We start from the raw sequence: 17035 nt of genomic DNA, 5'->3' as shown, positions 1-17035 counted from the left end.
GGGCCGGCGCGTTCGTGCGCGCCGGCGTTCGCCGCGTCAGTTGAGTGCGACGGCGGCCGCGGCCTCGACCGGCGTGCCTTCGAGTGCGACCGACGGCCGGCCGTCGGGGCCGACCGGCACGTCGCCGATGAGCGTCGTGCGATACAGCTGGCGATCGAAGTCGAGATCGAAGATGTCGACGGGCGCGAGATGGGCGGTCGCACGGTTGTCCCAGAACGCGATGCCGCGCGGCTCCCATTTGAAGCGGATCGTGAATTCCGGCCGCGTCACGTGTTCCCACAGCAGTTCGAGCAGCGCCTGGCTCTCGCGCGGCGTCAGCCCGACGATCGATTTCAGGAAGCTCGGGCTCACGTACAGCGCGCGTTCGCCGGTTTCCGGATGCACGCGCACGAGCGGATGCTCGGTCACGAGCGGGCGGCGCTCGACGGCGTCGTCGAATGCGCCGGTCGCGCGCGCGCCGGGCGGCGGCGTGAAGCGATGGATGCCGCGCAGGGTATCGACGAAGCCGCGCAGCGGCGCGGACAGCGTTTCGTACGCGCGCACGAGGTTGGTCCAGTGCGTGTCGCCGCCGTACGGCGGGATCGTCACGCCGCGCAGGATCGACGCCCACGGCGGGTTCACGGCGGCCGTCACGTCGGTGTGCCAGCCGGTCCAGGGCCGGCGCACCGGTTCGCCTTCGAAACGCGTCGCCTTGCGATGCTTCGCGATCGAATAGACGGCCGGATGGCCGTCGACGTGCCCGAACACCGGGTGGCCGACCGTCGGTTCGCCGAATTGCGCGGAGAACGCGACATGCTGCTCGTGCGTGAGGAATTGTTCGCGGAAGAAGACGACGCGCCATTTCAGCAGCGCGGTGCGGATCGCCGCGATCTGCGGCGTGGTCAACGGTTGCGTGAGGTCGACGCCGCGGATTTCCGCGCCGATATGGGCGGACAGCGGGATCACGTCGACCGGCTGGGCGGCGGGTTCGAGTAGGGCGCTCATGCGACGCTCCTGGCGGTTGTGAACGGGAGAGACGGACGACATCGTTGCGGGTGCAGGCGTCGGTCAGGTGGTGTGCGGTTCATCGCGGGTGTCCTCCAGTGAAATGGCGCGGCGGCGCGGGAAAGGGCGCCGCCGCGGGACGTGGACGTTATTGCAGCGTGGCGCCCGGCCCCTTCAGCAGGACGCTCCGGCGGCCGTCGATGCCGACCGGCACGTCGCCGTGAACGGTCGCGCGGCGCACGACGCGGCGCGCATCGCCGTAGTCGTTGATCGCGTAGTGCTGGGTTGCGCGGTTGTCCCAGATCGCGACGTCGCCTTCCCGCCAGTTCCAGCGCACGGTGTTTTCGAGGCGCGTCACGTGCTCGTGGAACACCTGCAGCAGATGCGCGGAATCCTGCGCCGACAGCCCCTTGAGCCGCTGCACGAAGTGGCCGAGCACGAGCGTGCGCTCGCCGGTTTCCGGATGCACGCGCACGATCGGGTGCTCGGTTTCGTAGACGGTCGACGTGAACACTTCGCGGTAGCGCTTCAGTTGCGCATCGTCGGCATGCACGTGCGTCGACGCATAGTCGTACGCGTTCGTATGCAGCGCCCACAGCGTGTCGGCGAGCGCACGCAGCGGGTCGGGCAGATGCGCGTACGCGGCGGCCGTGTTGGCCCAGACGGTATCGCCGCCGAATGGCGGAATCACGACCGCGCGCAGGATCGAGATCTTCGGGTACGCGTCGACGAAGGTCACGTCGGTGTGCCACGAATTGGCGCGTGCGCCGTGCGCGGAATCGAGTTCGAGCAGGGCCGCGCTGCCGTCGACGGACGGCACGGTCGGGTGCGCGACCGTGTCGCCGAAGCGGCGGGCGAATGCTTCCTGCGCGGTGTCGTCGAGATGGTGCTGGCCACGGAAGAACAGCACCTTGTGGCGCAGCAGCGCGGCCTGGATCGCGTCGAACGTCGCATCGTCGAGCGTGGCCGACAGCCGCACGTCGGCGATTTCGGCGCCGATCCGGCCGGCGACCTGGCGAAGCTGGAGCGGGACGGCGGCCGGGCGCGGTGCGGCATGCGAAGCGGGCGAAAACGACGGAGCGGCGTGCTGGACTTCGGACATCGGGAGTCTCCTGGAGTCGGGGTCGGTCGAATCTCCATTCAAGCAGGGACCGCGCGGAACCGGAACCGATGAATCGTCACAACCTTAGCGTGCGCGCTGCGATGAACGATATGTGTCGTCCTGCTGAACAAGGCGCGCGCGTCGCGTCGCTACCACGCGAGCCGCCATTCGCCGATCCGGTGCGGGCGCGCCGCGTCGATGCGGGTGCCGCCCGACGCGTCGTCGCCCGGCGGCTCGCCGTCGTCGAAATCGGCGAGCACGGTGTCGCGCAAGCGCGCGAATTCCAATGAATCGCGCCGGCGCGGGCGCGGCAGCGCGACGTCGACGATGCGCGCGATGCGGCCCGGACGCGGCGCCATCGTGACGACGCGGTCGCCGAGATAGACCGCTTCGTCAACGTCGTGCGTGACCAGCATCATCGTGATGCGTTCCTGTTCCCAGATGCGCAGCAGTTCGTTCTGCATCTTCGCGCGCGTCTGCGCGTCGAGCGCGCCGAACGGCTCGTCGAGCAGCAGCACGCGCGGCCGGTTCACGAGGCCGCGCGCGATCGCGACGCGCTGCGCCATCCCGCCCGACAACTGGTTCGGAAACGCGTGCTCGAAGCCGTTCAGCCCGACGAGCGCGATGTGCTCCGCGACCGCGCGCCGTTTCGCGGCCGGGTCCAGCGGTGCGTTGCGCAGTGCGGCGCCGATGTTCTGTTCGACGGTCAGCCACGGGAACAGCCGGTGATCCTGGAACACGATGCCGCGCTGCAGCGACGTGTCGCGCACGCGTTCGTCGCCGGCACGGATTTCGCCCGTGTAATCGGTATCGAGTCCGGCGACGAGCCGCAGCAGCGTCGACTTGCCGCAGCCGCTGGCGCCGACGATCGTGACGAATTCGCCGGCACGCACGTGCAGCGACACGTCGTCGAGCACGGCGAGCGTCGTGCCGCGCTGCGTGTAGTGCTTGCTGACATGGAGGATGTCGAGCGAATCGGAGGCGAGGGTCGTCATGGCGGTCCGGGGAAGAGGCGACAGGAAGAAAAAGGACGCTCAACGGGGCAGGTCGCCGCGCCGGGCCAGCACCTTGCGTTCGATTGCGCGCGCGGTCGCGTTCAGCGCCCAGCCGGTCACGCCGACGACGATGATCCCGAACAGCACGAGATCCATCCGGAACTGCTCGCTGCCGTCGATCAGCGTGTTGCCGATCCCGCTGCCGGCGACGAGCAGGTACTCGGCGCCGAGCGTCGCGAGCCACGAATAGATCAGGCCGAGATACAGGCCGGTGAAGATCGACGGCAGCGCGGCCGGCAGGATCACGTGGCGGATCAGCTGGAGCCGCGAGTAGCGCAGTGCGCGAGCGACATCGACATACGCGCGCGGCACTGCGTGAATGCCGTCGCAGGTATGGGCGGCGACGGGCAGCAGCGCGGCGAGCGACAGGAACACGACCTTCGCGACGTCGCCGAGCCCGAACCACACCGAAATCAGCGGAATCCACGCGAACAGCGAGATCTGCTTGAACGTGTCGAAGCTCGGGCCGACCATTCGCGCGGCGATGCGCGACAGCCCGAGCACGGCGCCGAGCAACAGCCCGCCCGTCGCGCCGATCGCGAACCCGCATGCTTCACGCGCGAGCGATGCCGACAATGCACGGCCGAGCGCGCCGCTCGTGGCCTGCGCCCACGCGGTGTGCAGCACGTCGGCGGGACCGACGAGCAGGCCGCTTTTCACGAGATGGGCGGAAGCGACGGCCCACCAGCACGCCAATGCGGCGAGCGGCAGGACGAAGCCGCGCCAGTCGGGTGCATGCAGGCGGCGGGCGGGCGTGGCGGGCGGTGTCGTTGACGGCGTGGCGGCGTGGGGCACGGGCGACTCTCCTTCGATTGGTCGGGCGGACCGGTTCAACCGCGAAACGCGGACGGCACGCCGCGGCGCAGGCGCGCTTCGAGTGCGTCGAGCGCCCGGTTGATCAGCAGGCCGACCGCGCCGACCACGACCACGGCCGCCATCACGAGATCGAGCTGGAACAGTTGCCGCCCGTACACGATCAGGTAGCCGAGCCCTTCGGACGACGCGACGAGTTCGACCACGACGAGCGCGAGCCACGATTTCGTGAACGCGAGCCGCACGCCGGTCGCGAGCGTCGGAATCGCGGCCGGCAGCACGACGTGGAGGACGCGTTGCCGGCGCGTGTAGCCGAACCCGCGCGCGACTTCGTCGAGCGCGGGCGGCGTCTGGCGAAACCCCTGCAACGTGCTCAGCGTGACGGGGACGAGCGCTGCATGCGCGATCAGCAGGTATTTCAGCGGTTCGCCGACGCCGACGAGCAGCAGCAGGAACGGCAGCCAGCCGAGCACCGGAATCTGCACGAGCGCGTTGAAGCTCGGCAGCACATAGGCTTCCAGCGTGCGCGACAGTCCGAGCGCGACGCCGAGCGACACGCCGAGCAGCGTGCCGGCCGCGAAGCCGACGAGCACGCGCTGCAGGCTGATCAGCGTGTGGCGCACGAGATCGCCGCTCGATGCGAGGTCGGCCAGCGTGTCGACCACGCGTTCGGGCGGCGGCAGGATCTGCGGCGCGATCCAGCCGCGCGCGCTACCGACGCTCCACAGCGCGAACAGCAGCGCGGGCAGCGCCCACGGTGCGAGCTGCCACGCGAGTCGTCGCAGCGCCGCCGCGCGGCGCGGCGGCACGGCGAGCGCGGGCGATTCGGACGACGGGACGGGAAACGCGGTGTCGCTCATCGGGGCGGTCCGGGTCAGGAGAGGGGCTTGCCGGCCGCGTCGTAACGTTGCCAGTAGTGTTCGAGCTTCAGCGTGCGCAAGGCATTGTCGAGATATTTCGGCTCGAACCAGCCGTCGACGTCGACCGGCTGGCGGATCAGCTTCAGGTTCAGCGCATCCTGCGCGACGGCCTTGTAGCGCGCGATGACGAACGGGTCGATCAGCGGGGACAGGCGGTCCTTCAGGCGCTGGTTCGCGTAGTCGTCCTGCCACGACGAATACGGCACGCCGCTTTTTGCCCACAGCTTGAACAGCGCATCGCGGTTCGCCTCGTCGGACGACCATTGCGCACCCTTCACGAACGCGGTGACGACGCGCTGCACGATGTCCGGATGCGCGCGGTCGAAATCGTCGAGCACGAGCAGGTGGGTCTGGCGCGTCAGCTGCGGGCCGTCGTTCTGCGATTCGTAGATGATCTTCGCGAGGCCCGCGTCGCGCAGCTTGTATAGCGCGTAGTCGCCCACCGACGCGTCGATGCCTTTCGACGCGAGCGCGGCGAGCGAACTGGCGGCGTCGAGGTTGATCACGCGCAGGTCACGTTCGCCGAGGCCGTTCTTCGCGAGCGCGTTGTCGGCGACGAGCTGCAGGTTGGTGCCGCGGAAGATCGACACGCGGCGGTCCTTCAGGTCCTTGATCGAGCGGATCGTCGAGTCGGGCGGCACCGCGATCTTGATGCCCGAGCGCACGCTCGCGGCGAGCAGCAGGCGCGTCTTGATCCCGTTCGAGCGCGCGAGCACGGCGGGCAGGTCGCCCTGGTACGCGAAGTCGAGCGCCTTGTTGGCGATCGCCTCGTTGACGGCCGGGCCCGCGCCCTTGAAGAACAGCCATTGCACCTTGATGCCGTCGGCGGCGAATTCCTTCTCGACGAGCTGTTGCAACTGCACGGTGGCGGCGCTCGATCCGCCGAAGGTGGGGGGATCGCCGGCGCCTTGCTGGGCAACGCCGATACGCAGGGTGGTGGGCTTGTCGGCGTGCGCGGCGGCGGCCGGCAATGCAACGAGGGACGCGATCAGCAGCGATCGCAGCAGGCGCAGTGGAAGCATGGAATCGATGGATCCGGGACGTTGGGGAACGAGGCCGGGCCGCAGCCCGTCGGGTCATTCTCGGTGACGCCCCGGGGCCGGACAAGCAACGATTTGAACTATGCTTATCGCCGCGCGGGGGATCGCGGCAGGGAGCCTGCGCGCCGCAGCAGCACGAGCAGCGCGATCGATATGACGGCGGGCCCGATCTGCGGCAGCTTCATCCACGGATTCAGAAACTCGTACAGCGGCAGCGCCCACATGACGGCGACGATGGATTGCTCGCCGCGCCGCCAGCCGTACTGCGAGCCGATGGCGATCATGCACGCGATCGGGACGCACAGCCACGACAGTTCGTAGTGCCAGACATACGGATTGGCGGCCAGCGTCGCGACGACGAGTACCGCACCGCGCAACCGCGCGTCCCGGCTGCGGCGCCAGACGCAGCACGCTGCCGCGAGCGCGATTGCCGCGATGGCGGCTTGTCCCGCGAACGCGAGGGCCGGCGGCAGGCCGGCGAGCCGAAACGCCGCGAACGGCGTCGGCGACGCAAACCAGAACGGCACGCCATGTTCGATGATCAGCGAACGCAGCGCACCGGCATTCTGCAGAAACAGGCGGAGCGGTTCGATGCCGCCCGCCGCGATCCCCAGCGCGGTGATGGCGGTCGCCCAGGCCGCGGCCCACGCGAACGCGCGCCACGCGCGCGCGGCAATCAGCACGAACGGGAACAGCATGGCCAGTTGCGGCTTGACCGACAGGAGTCCGATACAGAGGCCGGCCAGCATCGGCCGCCGGTCGACGAAATACACGGCGAGCGCCGCACACGCCGCGGTCAGCATCGCGTTCTGCCCGTACATCGCGGTGACGAGCACGCCCGGGCAGGCGAGCAGCGCGAGCCAGCCGATGCGCGTCGCGCCGGGTACGGCGCCGAACCCCGACACGCGCCACACCGCGAGGCCGAGCAGCACGATGCCGAGCACGACGAACAGCGGATAGCTGATCGCGTAGGGCAGCAGCGCGAGCGGTGTTACCGCGAGCAGATACGACGGCGGGTACAGCCATGGCAGGAACGCATGGCGGCCCGCCGACGGGAACAGTCCGGCGAGCGCGCGCGAGAACGCGGGGACGTCGTACGCCTGCCACGGCGAGCCGTGGAGCATCAGATGGGACGCGGACCAGAACACCATATACCCCGAGCCGGGGCGGAACGTGTCCGAATCGGTCGAATGAAAGCCGATCCAGAGCAGGATCGACCCCAGCAGCACGCCGATCACCAGCATGACCGCGCTGTAAAGCACGATGCGTCCGGGGGTGAGCCAGACGCGGACAGGGCGTTCGTCGCGCCGTATCGACGAGCCGGAAATATCCATGCGGCGCTACTTGACCGACAGATTGCGCGGCGCCTGCGCGCCAGCCACGACCGTCTGCCGGCGCCGGGCCGTCGCGATGCGCCGGACCGGAAACTGCAGCAGCTTCGAGCCGTCCGGTGCCGCGGCGTGCCGTGCGGGCTGCAGGCCGGCCTGCGCATCGGCCCGGTAGCGGCGTCGGACGAGGTAGACCGGGCGCTGCTTCGATTCGTGATAGATGCGGCCCAGGTATTCGCCGATCACGCCGATGCCGATCAACTGGATGCCGCCGACGAACAGCATGACCGAGATCAGCGACGCGTAGCCGTGCACCGGATTGCCGAACAGCAGCGTGCGCATCACGATGTACGCGCCGTAGACGAACGACAGCACGGCGAACGCGAGGCCGATGTAGGTCCACACGCGCAACGGCACGGTGCTGAAGCTCGTGATGCCCTCGAGCGCGAAGTTCCAGCGTCGCCACCCGGAGAATTTCGAGTGACCGCCGCTGCGTGCGGCGCGCGTGTATTCGATGATCTCGGTCCGGTAGCCGACCCACGCGAACAGGCCTTTCATGAAGCGTCGGCGCTCGGGCAGCGCGCGCAGCGCGTCGACGACCTGACGGTCCATCAGCCGGAAATCGCCGACGTTCTCCGGCATCTCGACTTCGGACAGCTGGTTATGCACGCGGTAATAGAGCGCGGCGGCCACGCGCTGCATCAGCGGGTCGCACCTGCGGTCGGTGCGCTTCGCGGCGACGACCTCGGCGCCGGCGTGCCAGCGTTCGAGCATCGCGGGGATGAGCGCGGGTGGGTCCTGCAGGTCGGCGTCGATCAGGATCACGGCGGCGCCGGCCGCTTCGTCGATGCCGGCGGTCAGCGCGGCCTCCTTGCCGAAGCGCCGCGTGAGGTCGACGATGCGCACGCGCGAATCGGCGACCGCGATGTCGATCAGCTTGTCCAGCGTGCCGTCGCGGCTGCCGTCGTTCACGCAAACGATCTCGAAGCGCGCGGTGCCGATCGCTTCCAGTATCGGAACGGTGGTCGCGAAGAACGCATCGATCGCTTCTGCTTCGTCGTGAAACGGCACGACGAGCGATACCAACGGCTTCAGGGTGTGCCTGGACATACGTCCCCCCGTGAGATCCGGTCTGCGCCGCATTGTCTGGTCCTGTTGTCGCCGAACGTACGGAAACGGGTCCGGATCGGCGCGCATTTGTGTTTGTGATGGGCTCGATGGCGTGCCGCGGGCCGGGCGGCAAGCCGTCAGATCATTCTACGCAGGAATGTCACACAGGTGACAGCGTGCGCGGGTTTGTTCGGGGGCGGGATTTCGCGATGCAGCGGCTCGCCGGGGGCGCCGAGGCGCCGTCCGGACCGCGCGTGCGTGCGCAACGGTTAGCATGTCGACTGGAACGACGGCGACGGAGAGGGCCATGCAAGTCCAGGATCTGACAGGTGCGGCGCTGGATTACTGGGTCGCGACCGCGGAAGGCCACGAGGCGCCGCGTGCCGACGCGTCCGGCTGCACGTCGATCCGCGAACCGGGCGGCGTCCCGACACCGTTCGCGCCGTCATCGTCCTGGGCGGACGGCGGCCCGATCGTCGAGCGGCTGCCGTTTGCCGGGTTCGAGCGCGACGGCGGGCGAGGCGCGTGGCGTGCCATGCTGCACCGCGCGGTGCCGGCCGCGGGCGAGCGCTGCACGTTCAACCAGTCGGGGCCGACGCTGCTGATCGCCGCAATGCGCACGCTCGTCGCGTCGACGTTCGGCGACGACGTGCCGGATCTCGATATGGCGCGGCCGCGCTGAGCGCATCCTCGCGCCGCATCGCTCACGCGGACACCTGCCGGATGGCGATCGATGCAACGTCGACACGGCGCGGCAGGATCGCGTCCGCCGCCGCGCGATCGGCGACGCGCTGCAACACGTCGATGTCGGCGCCGCTGAGGCTGCGCTGCGCGAGCGCGGCCCGGCGCGCGATGTCGGTGGCCGCATCGGGCGGCAGGCGCGTGAGCGACGCATAGACGCTCGCGTAGTCGGCCGGGTGCGCGAGCGCCCATTGGCCCGCGCGGGCGAGCCGCGCGAGCACGTCCGCAAGCGCCGCGCGCTTGCCGCGATCGTCGAGTGTCTCGACCGGCGACGTCAGGAACGCGAGCCCCGAATTGATGCCGCTGCCGTCGCGGACGATGCGCGCGCCGCGGCGCACCGCATGCCCGTAGTACGGATCGAACGTGGCCCAGATGCCGATCCGCTTCGCCTCGAACGCGGCGAACGCGTCGACCGGCAGCACGAAGCGCACGTCGACGTCGCGCGGCGCGAGCCCGTGTTCGCGCAGCGCGCCGTACAGCTGGTATTGCGAGATGCTGCCGCGCGCCGATGATACGACCACGGTTTGCCCTTTCAGGTCGGCCACGGCGCGAACCGGCGAGTCGGGCTGCACGACGATGCCGAGCGACGCCGGCGAACCGACGCGCGTCGCGACGATCCGCAACGACGGATCGCCGAGCGCGGCCGTCAGGACCGGCAGGTCGCCGGCCGGCGCGAGATCGATCGCGCCCGCGCGCTGCGCTTCGAACAGCGGCGCGGCGCCCTGGAAGTTGGCCCAGCGGAACCGGTACGGCGTGCCGTCGAGCACGCGCGCCGCTTCGGCGAGCGCGCGCAGGCCGCCGGCCTGGTCGCCGAGGACGAGCGTGACGCCCGACAGATCGGCGCCGGCCGCACGGGCGGGCAGGGCAAGGCCGCCCGCGAGCGGCGCGGCGGCGAGGGCGGCAAGGCGCTGCAGCGCGCGGCGGCGCGCTGGGGCGGAAGCGTGGGGCATCGGCGGTGTGTCCTCGGTGATCCGCGCGCGGGCCGCGCGGCTGCCGGGCAGGTTACGGAATCGGTTTCCGGCCGACAAACATCGAATCGTGAAATGCATATTCGCGCGGCGGGCGCCGGTGCGGCCGGCGTCGACCCGGACGCCCGGGACGCTTGCGCGGGCGCTTTACGCGGCCGGCGGCATCGTGCGCAGGAATGCCCGCACCGCAGGCGCCTTTTCGAACCGCCGGTGCGCGAGCGCGAGTTCCGACATGATCGGCTTGCCGGCGATCGGCCGGTACACGACGCCCGGCAGCGACACGCAACCGGCGAGCGCGTCGGGAATCACCGCGACCCAGCCGTTCACCGACACGCACGCGAGCACCGCGAGCAGGCCGCCCGGCCGCGCGGCGACCACCGGCGCGAAGCGGCCGCGGCGCGCGACTTCGAGCGTGCCGAATTCTTGTTCGGGCACCGCGAAGCGCGCGTCGGCGAGGTCCGCCGCGCGCACGGCGGCCATCGCCGCGTAGCGCGAATCGGCGGGCACGGCCGCGACGAACACGTCGCGCTGCAGCGTGACGATCCGCAGGCCGCCGGGCAGCGCGAGCGGCGGGCGCACGTACGCGAGGTCGAGCCGGCCGGCGTCGAGCTGGTTCGCGACGTCGTCCATCGGCACTTCGCGCAGGTTCAGCTCGATGCGCGGGTGAGCGGTGCGAAATGCGCCGACGGTGCGCTGCAGCGTGCCCGAATACACGGCCGACGACACATAGCCGATCTCGATCCGGCCGAGTTCGCCGCGTTCGGCCAGCGCGGCGAGTTCGCGGCCGCGTTGCAGATGCTCGACCGCGGCGCGCGCTTCCGCGAGATAGGCCTCGCCGGCGGCGCTCAGCGTGACCGCCCGGCGCGACCGGTGAAACAGCCGCACGCCGAGCACCCGCTCGGCTTCCTGGATCTGCCGCGTGAGCGCGGGCGGCGCCATGTCGAGCGCCTCCGCCGCGCGCGCGAAATGCAGATGTTGCGCGACGCTCAGGAACGCCCGCACGTGACGGAATTCGAGCCGGTCCATGGTTGCAATTTTCGTCAATAAAACAGCATTGAAGTGTCAATGACAGGCAATACGGGACAAGCCTAGCATACGGCTCCCTCATCCTGTTCCGGAGTGCCGGATGTCCCAGTCTTCACCGGCGTCGCGCACGAGCGCGGCTGCCGTCCCGCGCACGGGCACCCGCCTGCCTGCCGCCGCGACGCTCGCCGTCGCATCCGCGACCTGCTCGCTGATCGTGCTCGACACCAACGTGGTGGCCGTCTCGCTGCCGAGCATCGCGCGCAGCTTTCATGCGAGCTTCGCCGATATCGAATGGGTCGTGAGCGCGTACATGACCGCGTTCGCCGCGTGTCTGCTGCCGGCCGGCGGGCTCGCCGACCGCTTCGGACGCAAGCGGATGCTCTTCACGGGGCTCGCGCTGTTCCTTGTCGCGTCGCTCGGCTGCGGCATCGCGCCGTCGGCCGGCTGGCTGATCGCCGCGCGTGCGGTGAAGGGCGGCGGCGCCGCGCTGCTGCTGACCGCGGCGCTCGCGGTGATCGCGAACCGTTTCCCGGACGGCCGCGAACGGGCCCGTGCGTGGGCGATCTGGGGCATGTGCATGGGAATCGCGACGGCCATCGCGCCGCTCGTCGGCGGCGCGATCACGCAATGGATTGGGTGGCGCTGGGTGTTCCTGCTGAACCTGCCCGTCTGCCTGCTGCTGGCGGCCGGTGCGCGCGTCGCGATCGACGAATCGAACGATCCGCATGCGAAGCGCGTGGATGCGGCCGGCAGCCTGCTGTTCGGCGCGGCGCTCGCCTGCGCGATCGCGGCGCTGATCGGTGCGCCGTCGCACGGCTGGCTGTCGGGCGCGACGCTTGGCCGGTTCGCGCTCGCGGCCGCGCTGCTGGCGGCGTTCGTCGGCGCGGAGCGCTGGCAAGCGCGGCCGATGATCGATCTCGCGCTGTTTGGCCAGCCGCGCTTCGTCGGCGCCGTGCTCGCGATGTTCGGTTACGCGGCGTGCGCGCAGGTGATGATGACGTTCCTGCCGCTGTACCTGCAAAACGCGTTCGGGATGTCGGCGATCGACGCGGGGCTCGGGATGCTGCCGTTCGCGTTCGCGATGATCGCCGGTCCGTCGCTCGGCGCGGCGCTGGCCGCGCGCGTGTCGTCCGGCGGCGTGCTGGCGGGCGGGCTCGCGCTGATCGGCGCCGGCAACCTCGCGACCGCGGCGCTGACGGCCAGTGGCGACTACCGGCTCGTCGCGCTCGGCATGTTCGTGACGGGGTGCGGCGCGGGCATCATGAACGGCGACACGCAGAAGGCGATCATGGCGTGCGTGCCGCCGCATCGCACCGGCATGGCGTCGGGCATCAGCACGACGACGCGCTTCTCGGCGATCGTCACGGCCGTCGGCGTGCTCGGCGTGGTGCTGGCGGCGAGCACGCATGCGCGGCTCGACCGCCTGCTGTCCGCGACGCCTGGCCTGCGCGTATTCGCCGATGAGCCGTTCATGTCGAGCCTGCTGGCCGGCGATCTGGCGCAGGCGCTCGGCCGCGTGCCGCCGGCCGCTGCCGGCACCTTCGCGCGGGCGGCGCCCGTCGCGTTCGCGAGCGGGTTCGCCGATGCGCTCACGGTGAGCGGCGTGCTGGCGCTGGTTGCGGCCGTCGTTGCATACAAGTTGCTGACGCAACCGATGCGAAGGCGCGTGATGTGAAACGATGTGAAGCATGCGCAACGTCGCGCACGATCCTGCTGTTTGTCGACGTTCGGGGCGATCGTGTCGCTGCCGGTGATTCGATCGAGTGGCCACCGGCGTTCGCGATGCGACGTCCACCGACACGGGTTCGACGCGTCATCCCGACGATTCGGCACGGCGCGGGTGAACAGGACCGGTCTGACATGCGGCGGCCGAGCGGATCATGCCGGCCCGGGTGCGGTGCCGGTCAGTGCGACTTCGTCGCGGTGCGGTGGATGCGTGCCGCGTGCGCGACGCGCGCCGGATGCGACGCATGACAATGCGGGGCCGGTCTGCGGCGCGTGCGCCGGGTGGGTTCGGGCGGCTCGGCGGCGGCCGGCGCGGTTTTCGCGGTGTCCGCATCGGGCCCGGAAGCGGATACGGCGGCGACCGCCGCGACCGCCGGCAGCCTCGCCTCGGCGTCGAGCCATGCGCGCGTCGCCTCGGCGATCAGCCCGCGCAGCCAGCGAACGCCTTCCGCGCACGGCCCCGATTCGTTCCACGTCATCCGGTACACGATATCCGGCGGCTCGGCCGGCAGCGCGACCGCGGCGAGCGGCAGCAGCTTCGCGTAGTGCCGCGCGAGCCGGTACGTGGTGGTGAGGATCAGGTCGGCGCGCACCAGTGCGTGCGCGGCCAGTTCGAAGTGCGGCAGCGTGACGACGATGCGCCGCTGCAGGCCCACGCGTTCGAGCTGCCGGTCGATCGCGCCCGACGGTTCGAGCCACGACGGCGTCGGGCACAGCTGCGGCGCCGCCGCGAATCCGGCGGCCGTCATCGCGCCGCATCGCGCGAGCGGATGCGTCGCGCGCATCAGGCACACGACGCGGTCGTCGAACAGGTCGTCCTGCCGGAAGCGCGACTGGCGTGCGGGCCGGTTGTCGATCACGACGTCGAGTTCGCCGTCCGCCAGCGCGCGTTCGTCGTCGAACCCGTCGCCGAGCGGATGAAACACCAGTTGCGCGTTCGGCGCGCGCTCGCGAAACAGCGCGACGAGTTTCGGCACGAACAGCACGTTCAGGTAGTCGGGGCAGCCGATCCGGTAGGTGCGCACCGACGTGCGCGCGTCGAACGTCGGCTGCTGGATGCGGATGAAGTCGATCACGCGCAGCGCGTTGCGCAGCGGCTCGATCAAGCGCGCGCCGAACTCGGTCGGCACCATCCCGTAGCGGCTGCGCACCAGCAGCGGATCGCCGAGCAGCGTGCGCAGGCGCTTGAGCGCGGCGCTCGTCGCCGGCTGCGACATGTTCAGGCGCACGGCCGCGCGCGACACGGTGCGCTCGGTCAGCAGCACGAGCAGGATGCGCATCAGCCGTGCATCGAGCACGTCGAGCGCGCCCGTGGCGTCGGATGCGCCGCGGCGCAGCGCGGTGGGGTCTAGCAGGTCCGGCATGCCGATCCGCCTCCCGGCGATACGAGGCGGCCGCACGATGCGGCCACCGGCCGGGGGCCCGTCATTTTGCGAAGGTTCCGGGCCAGCCGACGATCCGCTTCGGGCGCGGCGGCGCATACGTGCGGACCTTCGACGTCTTCAGCTTCAGGCGCACCAGCGACTCGGCGAGCGCGACCGCGGCCGACACGCCATCGACCACCGGCACGCCCGTGCATTCCTCGATCTGCCGGTCGAGGCCGGCCATCCCGCCGCAGCCGAGGCAGATCACTTCCGCGTGATCGTCCTTCACCGCGCGTTGCGCCTGGCCGACGATCGATTCGATCGCGCGAGCCGGGTGCGCCTCGAGTTCGAGCACCGCGAGGCCGCTCGCGCGCACCGACGCGCAGCGCGCATCGAGCCCGGCGAGCTTCAGGCGATCCTCGATCAGCGGCACCGTGCGGTCGAGCGTCGTGACGACCGAGTAGCGATGGCCGAGCAGCATCGCGACGCTCGCGGCCGCTTCGGTGATGTCGACGACGGGCACCGTCAGCAGTTCCTGCAGCCCTTCGCGGCCGTGCTCGCCGTAGCCGGCCTGGATCACCGCGTCGTACGGCTCGTCGTAGCTCAACACGCGATCCATCACGGCGATCGCCGCGAGGTAGCTCTCGAAGTTGCCTTCGATCGATTCCGCGCCGAAGCGCGGCGTCAGCCCGACGATCTCCGTGCCGGGCGACGCGGCGGCCTGCGCCTGCGCGGCGATCGCATCGGTGATCGACTCGGTCGTGTTGACGTTGACTACCAGGATCCTCATTGCTGACTCCGTATGCGTGTGTATCAGTGTTGCGCGCAGGCGACCGCGATGTGCTCGCCCGAACGTTCTTCGTAGTGCCGTGTGCGATCGGCCAGCAGCCAGTACACGCTGCCCGCGATCGCGGCGCCGAGCAGCCACGAGAACGGCGTCATCGCGCTGAAGGCCGGTACGACGGCGAGCGTGATCGAGATCAGCGCGGACGGTACGAGCGCCGCGAGCGCCTTGCGGTTCACGCCGCGCGTGTAGAAGTAGGTGCCGGTCGGCGCTTCGGTGTAGAGATCGGGCACGTTCACGCGCTGCTTGCGCACCAGCCAGTAGTCGACCGTGATGATTCCGTACAGCGGGCCGAGCAGCGCACCGAGGCCGGACAGGAAATAGACGATCACGATCGGGCTGTTGTACAGGTTCCACGGCAGGATCAGCACGGCGATCGTCGCGCTGATCAGGCCCGCACGGCGGAACGACAGGCGGTGCGGCGCGAGGCTCGTCAGCACGAAGGCCGGCGCGACGAAGTTCGCCATGATGTTCACGGCCACCGTCACGATCAGGAAGGCGAGGCAGCCGAGCACGAGGAACAGCTTGTTCGGCACCGTCGCGATGATTTCCGTCGGGCTGTGGATGATGTGGCCGTTCAGCTTGAACTGCGCGCCGGCGAGCACGAAGCTGATCGTCGCGAACACGAGGATGTTGACCGGCAGGCCCCAGAAGTTGCCGACGCGCACCGTCTTCGCGCTCGGCGACGAACGGGCGAAGTCGCAGAAGTTGAGCACCAGCGTGCCGTAGATCGCGAGCCACAGCGAGCCGCCCGCGAAGATTTCCGTCCACATTTTCAGGCCGGTCATCGGCTTGCCGATCGACATCGCGAGCTGGCCGCCGGTGCGGCTGAACATCCACGCGGCGAGCGACAGCGTCGTGACGAGGATCACCGGGCCGGCGAGCCCCTCGTACTTGCGGACCATTTCCATCCCGTACGTGAGGATACCGATCTGCACCAGCCAGATCGCGACGAACGTGATCCAGCCGAGCGTCGACAGCCCGAAGATCGCATTCTGGTCGAACGCGGCGAGGCCCGGCCAGATCGCGGTGAGCAGCACGCGCAGCACGACGGATGCGAGATAGGTCTGGATGCCGAACCATGCGATCGCGATCACCGCGCGGATCATCGCGGGCAGCAGCGCGCCGTAGATGCCGAAGCTCATCCGGCTGATCACCGGGAACGGCACGCCGGTCTTCTGGCCCATGTAGCCGGTCAGGTTCATGAAGCAGTACACGAGCACCGCGCCGATCGCGAGCGACGCGAGCATCTGCCAGCCCGACAGGCCGAGCGCGAACAGCCCGATCGCGAACGAGTAGTTCGCGATGTTGTGCACGTCGTTGGTCCACAGCGCAAAGATGCTGTAGCGGCCCCATGTCCGGCCCTCGGCCCGGGTCGGCGCGAGATCGGGGTTGTGCAGCCGCGGGCTCAGCGCGGGATCGCGCGCGGCCGTGTCGGTTCGATGCGATGCGTCGTCCGCGCCGAGCCCGAGGCCCGTGCGGTGGATGGCTTCCAGTTGCACGCCGTTGTCTCCTTCCATGTGCGGGGCGCGACACCGGCTGCGTGGGTACGCAGCGCGGTCGGCCGCCGTGGACGTTATGTCTCGGATTTGTTCGCGAGTATGGGCGGCGGGCCGGACGATGGGAAATTAAATATTCGGCTGGGCGTCATTTGGAAAACGAATGGAACGCGGGCGGCCGCGGCGGCGGGGAACGGCACGCAAATTGCGAGTCAGCGGGTTCCATCCACATCGACATCAGCGGAGGTGTCATGCAGCGATATTCACTTCGTCACGTATCGCGAGCCGTCTTCGCCGGCATCCTGATCGCGGGCCTCGCGGCAGGCGCAGGCTGCCAGAAGAAGGGCGACAACGGCGCGACCAGTTCCGACTCGGGCGCAGCCAGCGGCATGTCGGTCGCGCCGTCCACCGCGCCATTGGGCACGCCGAGCAGCGGGGCGGCCGGCACCCCCGGCGACGCCGGCGCGAGCATGCCGGGCGCGGCCTCCGCGCCGGCCGGCGCGAGCGGCGGCTGAC

General features: G+C 70.0%; 16 protein-coding genes. 2 read left to right on the top strand and 14 right to left on the bottom strand.

Features of this window, described 5'->3' with window-relative positions:
• Positions 1-36: 36 nt before the first annotated feature.
• The 8 genes from MMB92_RS24885 to MMB92_RS24850 all read right to left on the bottom strand — a co-directional run bounded on the left by MMB92_RS24885 (position 37) and on the right by MMB92_RS24850 (position 8352).
• Positions 37-984, bottom strand: a complete 948-nt coding sequence (locus MMB92_RS24885; RefSeq protein WP_277563012.1) for a TauD/TfdA family dioxygenase — start codon at positions 982-984, stop codon at positions 37-39.
• Positions 985-1132: 148 nt separating this feature from the next.
• Positions 1133-2086 carry a TauD/TfdA family dioxygenase gene (locus MMB92_RS24880; protein ID WP_277563011.1) on the bottom strand — a complete coding sequence of 318 codons (954 nt, stop codon included), beginning with the start codon at positions 2084-2086 and terminating at the stop codon, positions 1133-1135.
• A 149-nt stretch (positions 2087-2235) separates the two neighbouring features.
• Positions 2236-3081 (bottom strand): ABC transporter ATP-binding protein, encoded by an 846-nt coding sequence (locus tag MMB92_RS24875; protein WP_058902931.1) that lies wholly within the window; start codon positions 3079-3081, stop codon positions 2236-2238.
• 39 nt (positions 3082-3120) lie between these two features.
• The gene (locus MMB92_RS24870) at positions 3121-3936 is read right to left on the bottom strand and encodes an ABC transporter permease (RefSeq protein ID WP_277563010.1); all 816 of its coding nucleotides are present in this window, start codon (positions 3934-3936) and stop codon (positions 3121-3123) included.
• A 35-nt stretch (positions 3937-3971) separates the two neighbouring features.
• On the bottom strand, positions 3972-4814 hold the full coding sequence (locus tag MMB92_RS24865) for an ABC transporter permease (protein WP_277563009.1): 843 nt from the start codon (positions 4812-4814) through the stop codon (positions 3972-3974).
• Positions 4815-4828: 14 nt separating this feature from the next.
• The gene (locus MMB92_RS24860) at positions 4829-5896 is read right to left on the bottom strand and encodes an ABC transporter substrate-binding protein (protein ID WP_006486187.1); all 1068 of its coding nucleotides are present in this window, start codon (positions 5894-5896) and stop codon (positions 4829-4831) included.
• A 104-nt stretch (positions 5897-6000) separates the two neighbouring features.
• Positions 6001-7248 carry a glycosyltransferase family 87 protein gene (locus tag MMB92_RS24855; RefSeq protein ID WP_277563008.1) on the bottom strand — a complete coding sequence of 416 codons (1248 nt, stop codon included), beginning with the start codon at positions 7246-7248 and terminating at the stop codon, positions 6001-6003.
• Between the two features lie 6 nt (positions 7249-7254).
• Complete coding sequence (locus tag MMB92_RS24850) at positions 7255-8352, bottom strand: glycosyltransferase family 2 protein (protein ID WP_043205128.1); 1098 nt, start codon at positions 8350-8352, stop codon at positions 7255-7257.
• Positions 8353-8659: 307 nt separating this feature from the next.
• Here MMB92_RS24850 and MMB92_RS24845 point away from each other — a divergent pair, with 307 nt between their 5' ends.
• Positions 8660-9034 (top strand): phage protein NinX family protein, encoded by a 375-nt coding sequence (locus MMB92_RS24845; RefSeq protein WP_277563007.1) that lies wholly within the window; start codon positions 8660-8662, stop codon positions 9032-9034.
• Positions 9035-9056: 22 nt separating this feature from the next.
• On the opposite strand, the gene MMB92_RS24840 is transcribed toward MMB92_RS24845, so the two are convergent.
• Positions 9057-10043 carry an ABC transporter substrate-binding protein gene (locus MMB92_RS24840; protein ID WP_058902935.1) on the bottom strand — a complete coding sequence of 329 codons (987 nt, stop codon included), beginning with the start codon at positions 10041-10043 and terminating at the stop codon, positions 9057-9059.
• 165 nt (positions 10044-10208) lie between these two features.
• On the bottom strand, positions 10209-11087 hold the full coding sequence (locus MMB92_RS24835; protein ID WP_006495905.1) for a LysR family transcriptional regulator: 879 nt from the start codon (positions 11085-11087) through the stop codon (positions 10209-10211).
• Between the two features lie 100 nt (positions 11088-11187).
• Between MMB92_RS24835 and MMB92_RS24830 the strand changes: the two genes are divergently transcribed.
• Complete coding sequence (locus MMB92_RS24830; RefSeq protein WP_058902937.1) at positions 11188-12762, top strand: MFS transporter; 1575 nt, start codon at positions 11188-11190, stop codon at positions 12760-12762.
• Between the two features lie 229 nt (positions 12763-12991).
• Here MMB92_RS24830 and MMB92_RS24825 read toward each other — a convergent pair whose 3' ends face one another.
• The 4 genes from MMB92_RS24825 to MMB92_RS24810 all read right to left on the bottom strand — a co-directional run.
• Positions 12992-14176, bottom strand: a complete 1185-nt coding sequence (locus tag MMB92_RS24825) for a LysR substrate-binding domain-containing protein (RefSeq protein WP_058902938.1) — start codon at positions 14174-14176, stop codon at positions 12992-12994.
• Positions 14177-14237: 61 nt separating this feature from the next.
• Complete coding sequence (locus tag MMB92_RS24820) at positions 14238-14966, bottom strand: aspartate/glutamate racemase family protein (protein ID WP_006488622.1); 729 nt, start codon at positions 14964-14966, stop codon at positions 14238-14240.
• A gap of 23 nt (positions 14967-14989) precedes the next feature.
• Positions 14990-16540: an NCS1 family nucleobase:cation symporter-1 gene (locus MMB92_RS24815; protein WP_059722665.1), complete on the bottom strand. Its 1551-nt coding sequence runs from the start codon at positions 16538-16540 to the stop codon at positions 14990-14992.
• A 250-nt stretch (positions 16541-16790) separates the two neighbouring features.
• The coding region (locus tag MMB92_RS24810) for a hypothetical protein (protein WP_277563006.1) at positions 16791-17035 on the bottom strand (245 nt) is incomplete at its 5' end.

It is taken from the genome of Burkholderia sp. IO2 (assembly GCF_029522185.1).
Taxonomy (GTDB): domain Bacteria; phylum Pseudomonadota; class Gammaproteobacteria; order Burkholderiales; family Burkholderiaceae; genus Burkholderia; species Burkholderia cenocepacia.
The sequence above is the reverse complement of the archived record's forward strand: the minus strand, read 5'-3'. Positions and strand labels throughout refer to the sequence as shown.

Excerpts from the sequence above, each read along its gene's own strand:
- MMB92_RS24875 (WP_058902931.1), bottom strand. The coding sequence starts at position 3,081 with ATGACGACCCTCGCCTCCGATTCGCTCGACATCCTCCATGTCAGCAAG.
- MMB92_RS24885 (WP_277563012.1), bottom strand. The coding sequence starts at position 984 with ATGAGCGCCCTACTCGAACCCGCCGCCCAGCCGGTCGACGTGATCCCG.
- MMB92_RS24865 (WP_277563009.1), bottom strand. The coding sequence starts at position 4,814 with ATGAGCGACACCGCGTTTCCCGTCCCGTCGTCCGAATCGCCCGCGCTC.
- MMB92_RS24880 (WP_277563011.1), bottom strand. The coding sequence starts at position 2,086 with ATGTCCGAAGTCCAGCACGCCGCTCCGTCGTTTTCGCCCGCTTCGCAT.
- MMB92_RS24860 (WP_006486187.1), bottom strand. The coding sequence starts at position 5,896 with ATGCTTCCACTGCGCCTGCTGCGATCGCTGCTGATCGCGTCCCTCGTT.
- MMB92_RS24845 (WP_277563007.1), top strand. The coding sequence starts at position 8,660 with ATGCAAGTCCAGGATCTGACAGGTGCGGCGCTGGATTACTGGGTCGCG.
- MMB92_RS24850 (WP_043205128.1), bottom strand. The coding sequence starts at position 8,352 with ATGTCCAGGCACACCCTGAAGCCGTTGGTATCGCTCGTCGTGCCGTTT.
- MMB92_RS24840 (WP_058902935.1), bottom strand. The coding sequence starts at position 10,043 with ATGCCCCACGCTTCCGCCCCAGCGCGCCGCCGCGCGCTGCAGCGCCTT.
- MMB92_RS24820 (WP_006488622.1), bottom strand. The coding sequence starts at position 14,966 with ATGAGGATCCTGGTAGTCAACGTCAACACGACCGAGTCGATCACCGAT.
- MMB92_RS24830 (WP_058902937.1), top strand. The coding sequence starts at position 11,188 with ATGTCCCAGTCTTCACCGGCGTCGCGCACGAGCGCGGCTGCCGTCCCG.
- MMB92_RS24855 (WP_277563008.1), bottom strand. The coding sequence starts at position 7,248 with ATGGATATTTCCGGCTCGTCGATACGGCGCGACGAACGCCCTGTCCGC.
- MMB92_RS24815 (WP_059722665.1), bottom strand. The coding sequence starts at position 16,540 with ATGGAAGGAGACAACGGCGTGCAACTGGAAGCCATCCACCGCACGGGC.
- MMB92_RS24825 (WP_058902938.1), bottom strand. The coding sequence starts at position 14,176 with ATGCCGGACCTGCTAGACCCCACCGCGCTGCGCCGCGGCGCATCCGAC.
- MMB92_RS24835 (WP_006495905.1), bottom strand. The coding sequence starts at position 11,087 with ATGGACCGGCTCGAATTCCGTCACGTGCGGGCGTTCCTGAGCGTCGCG.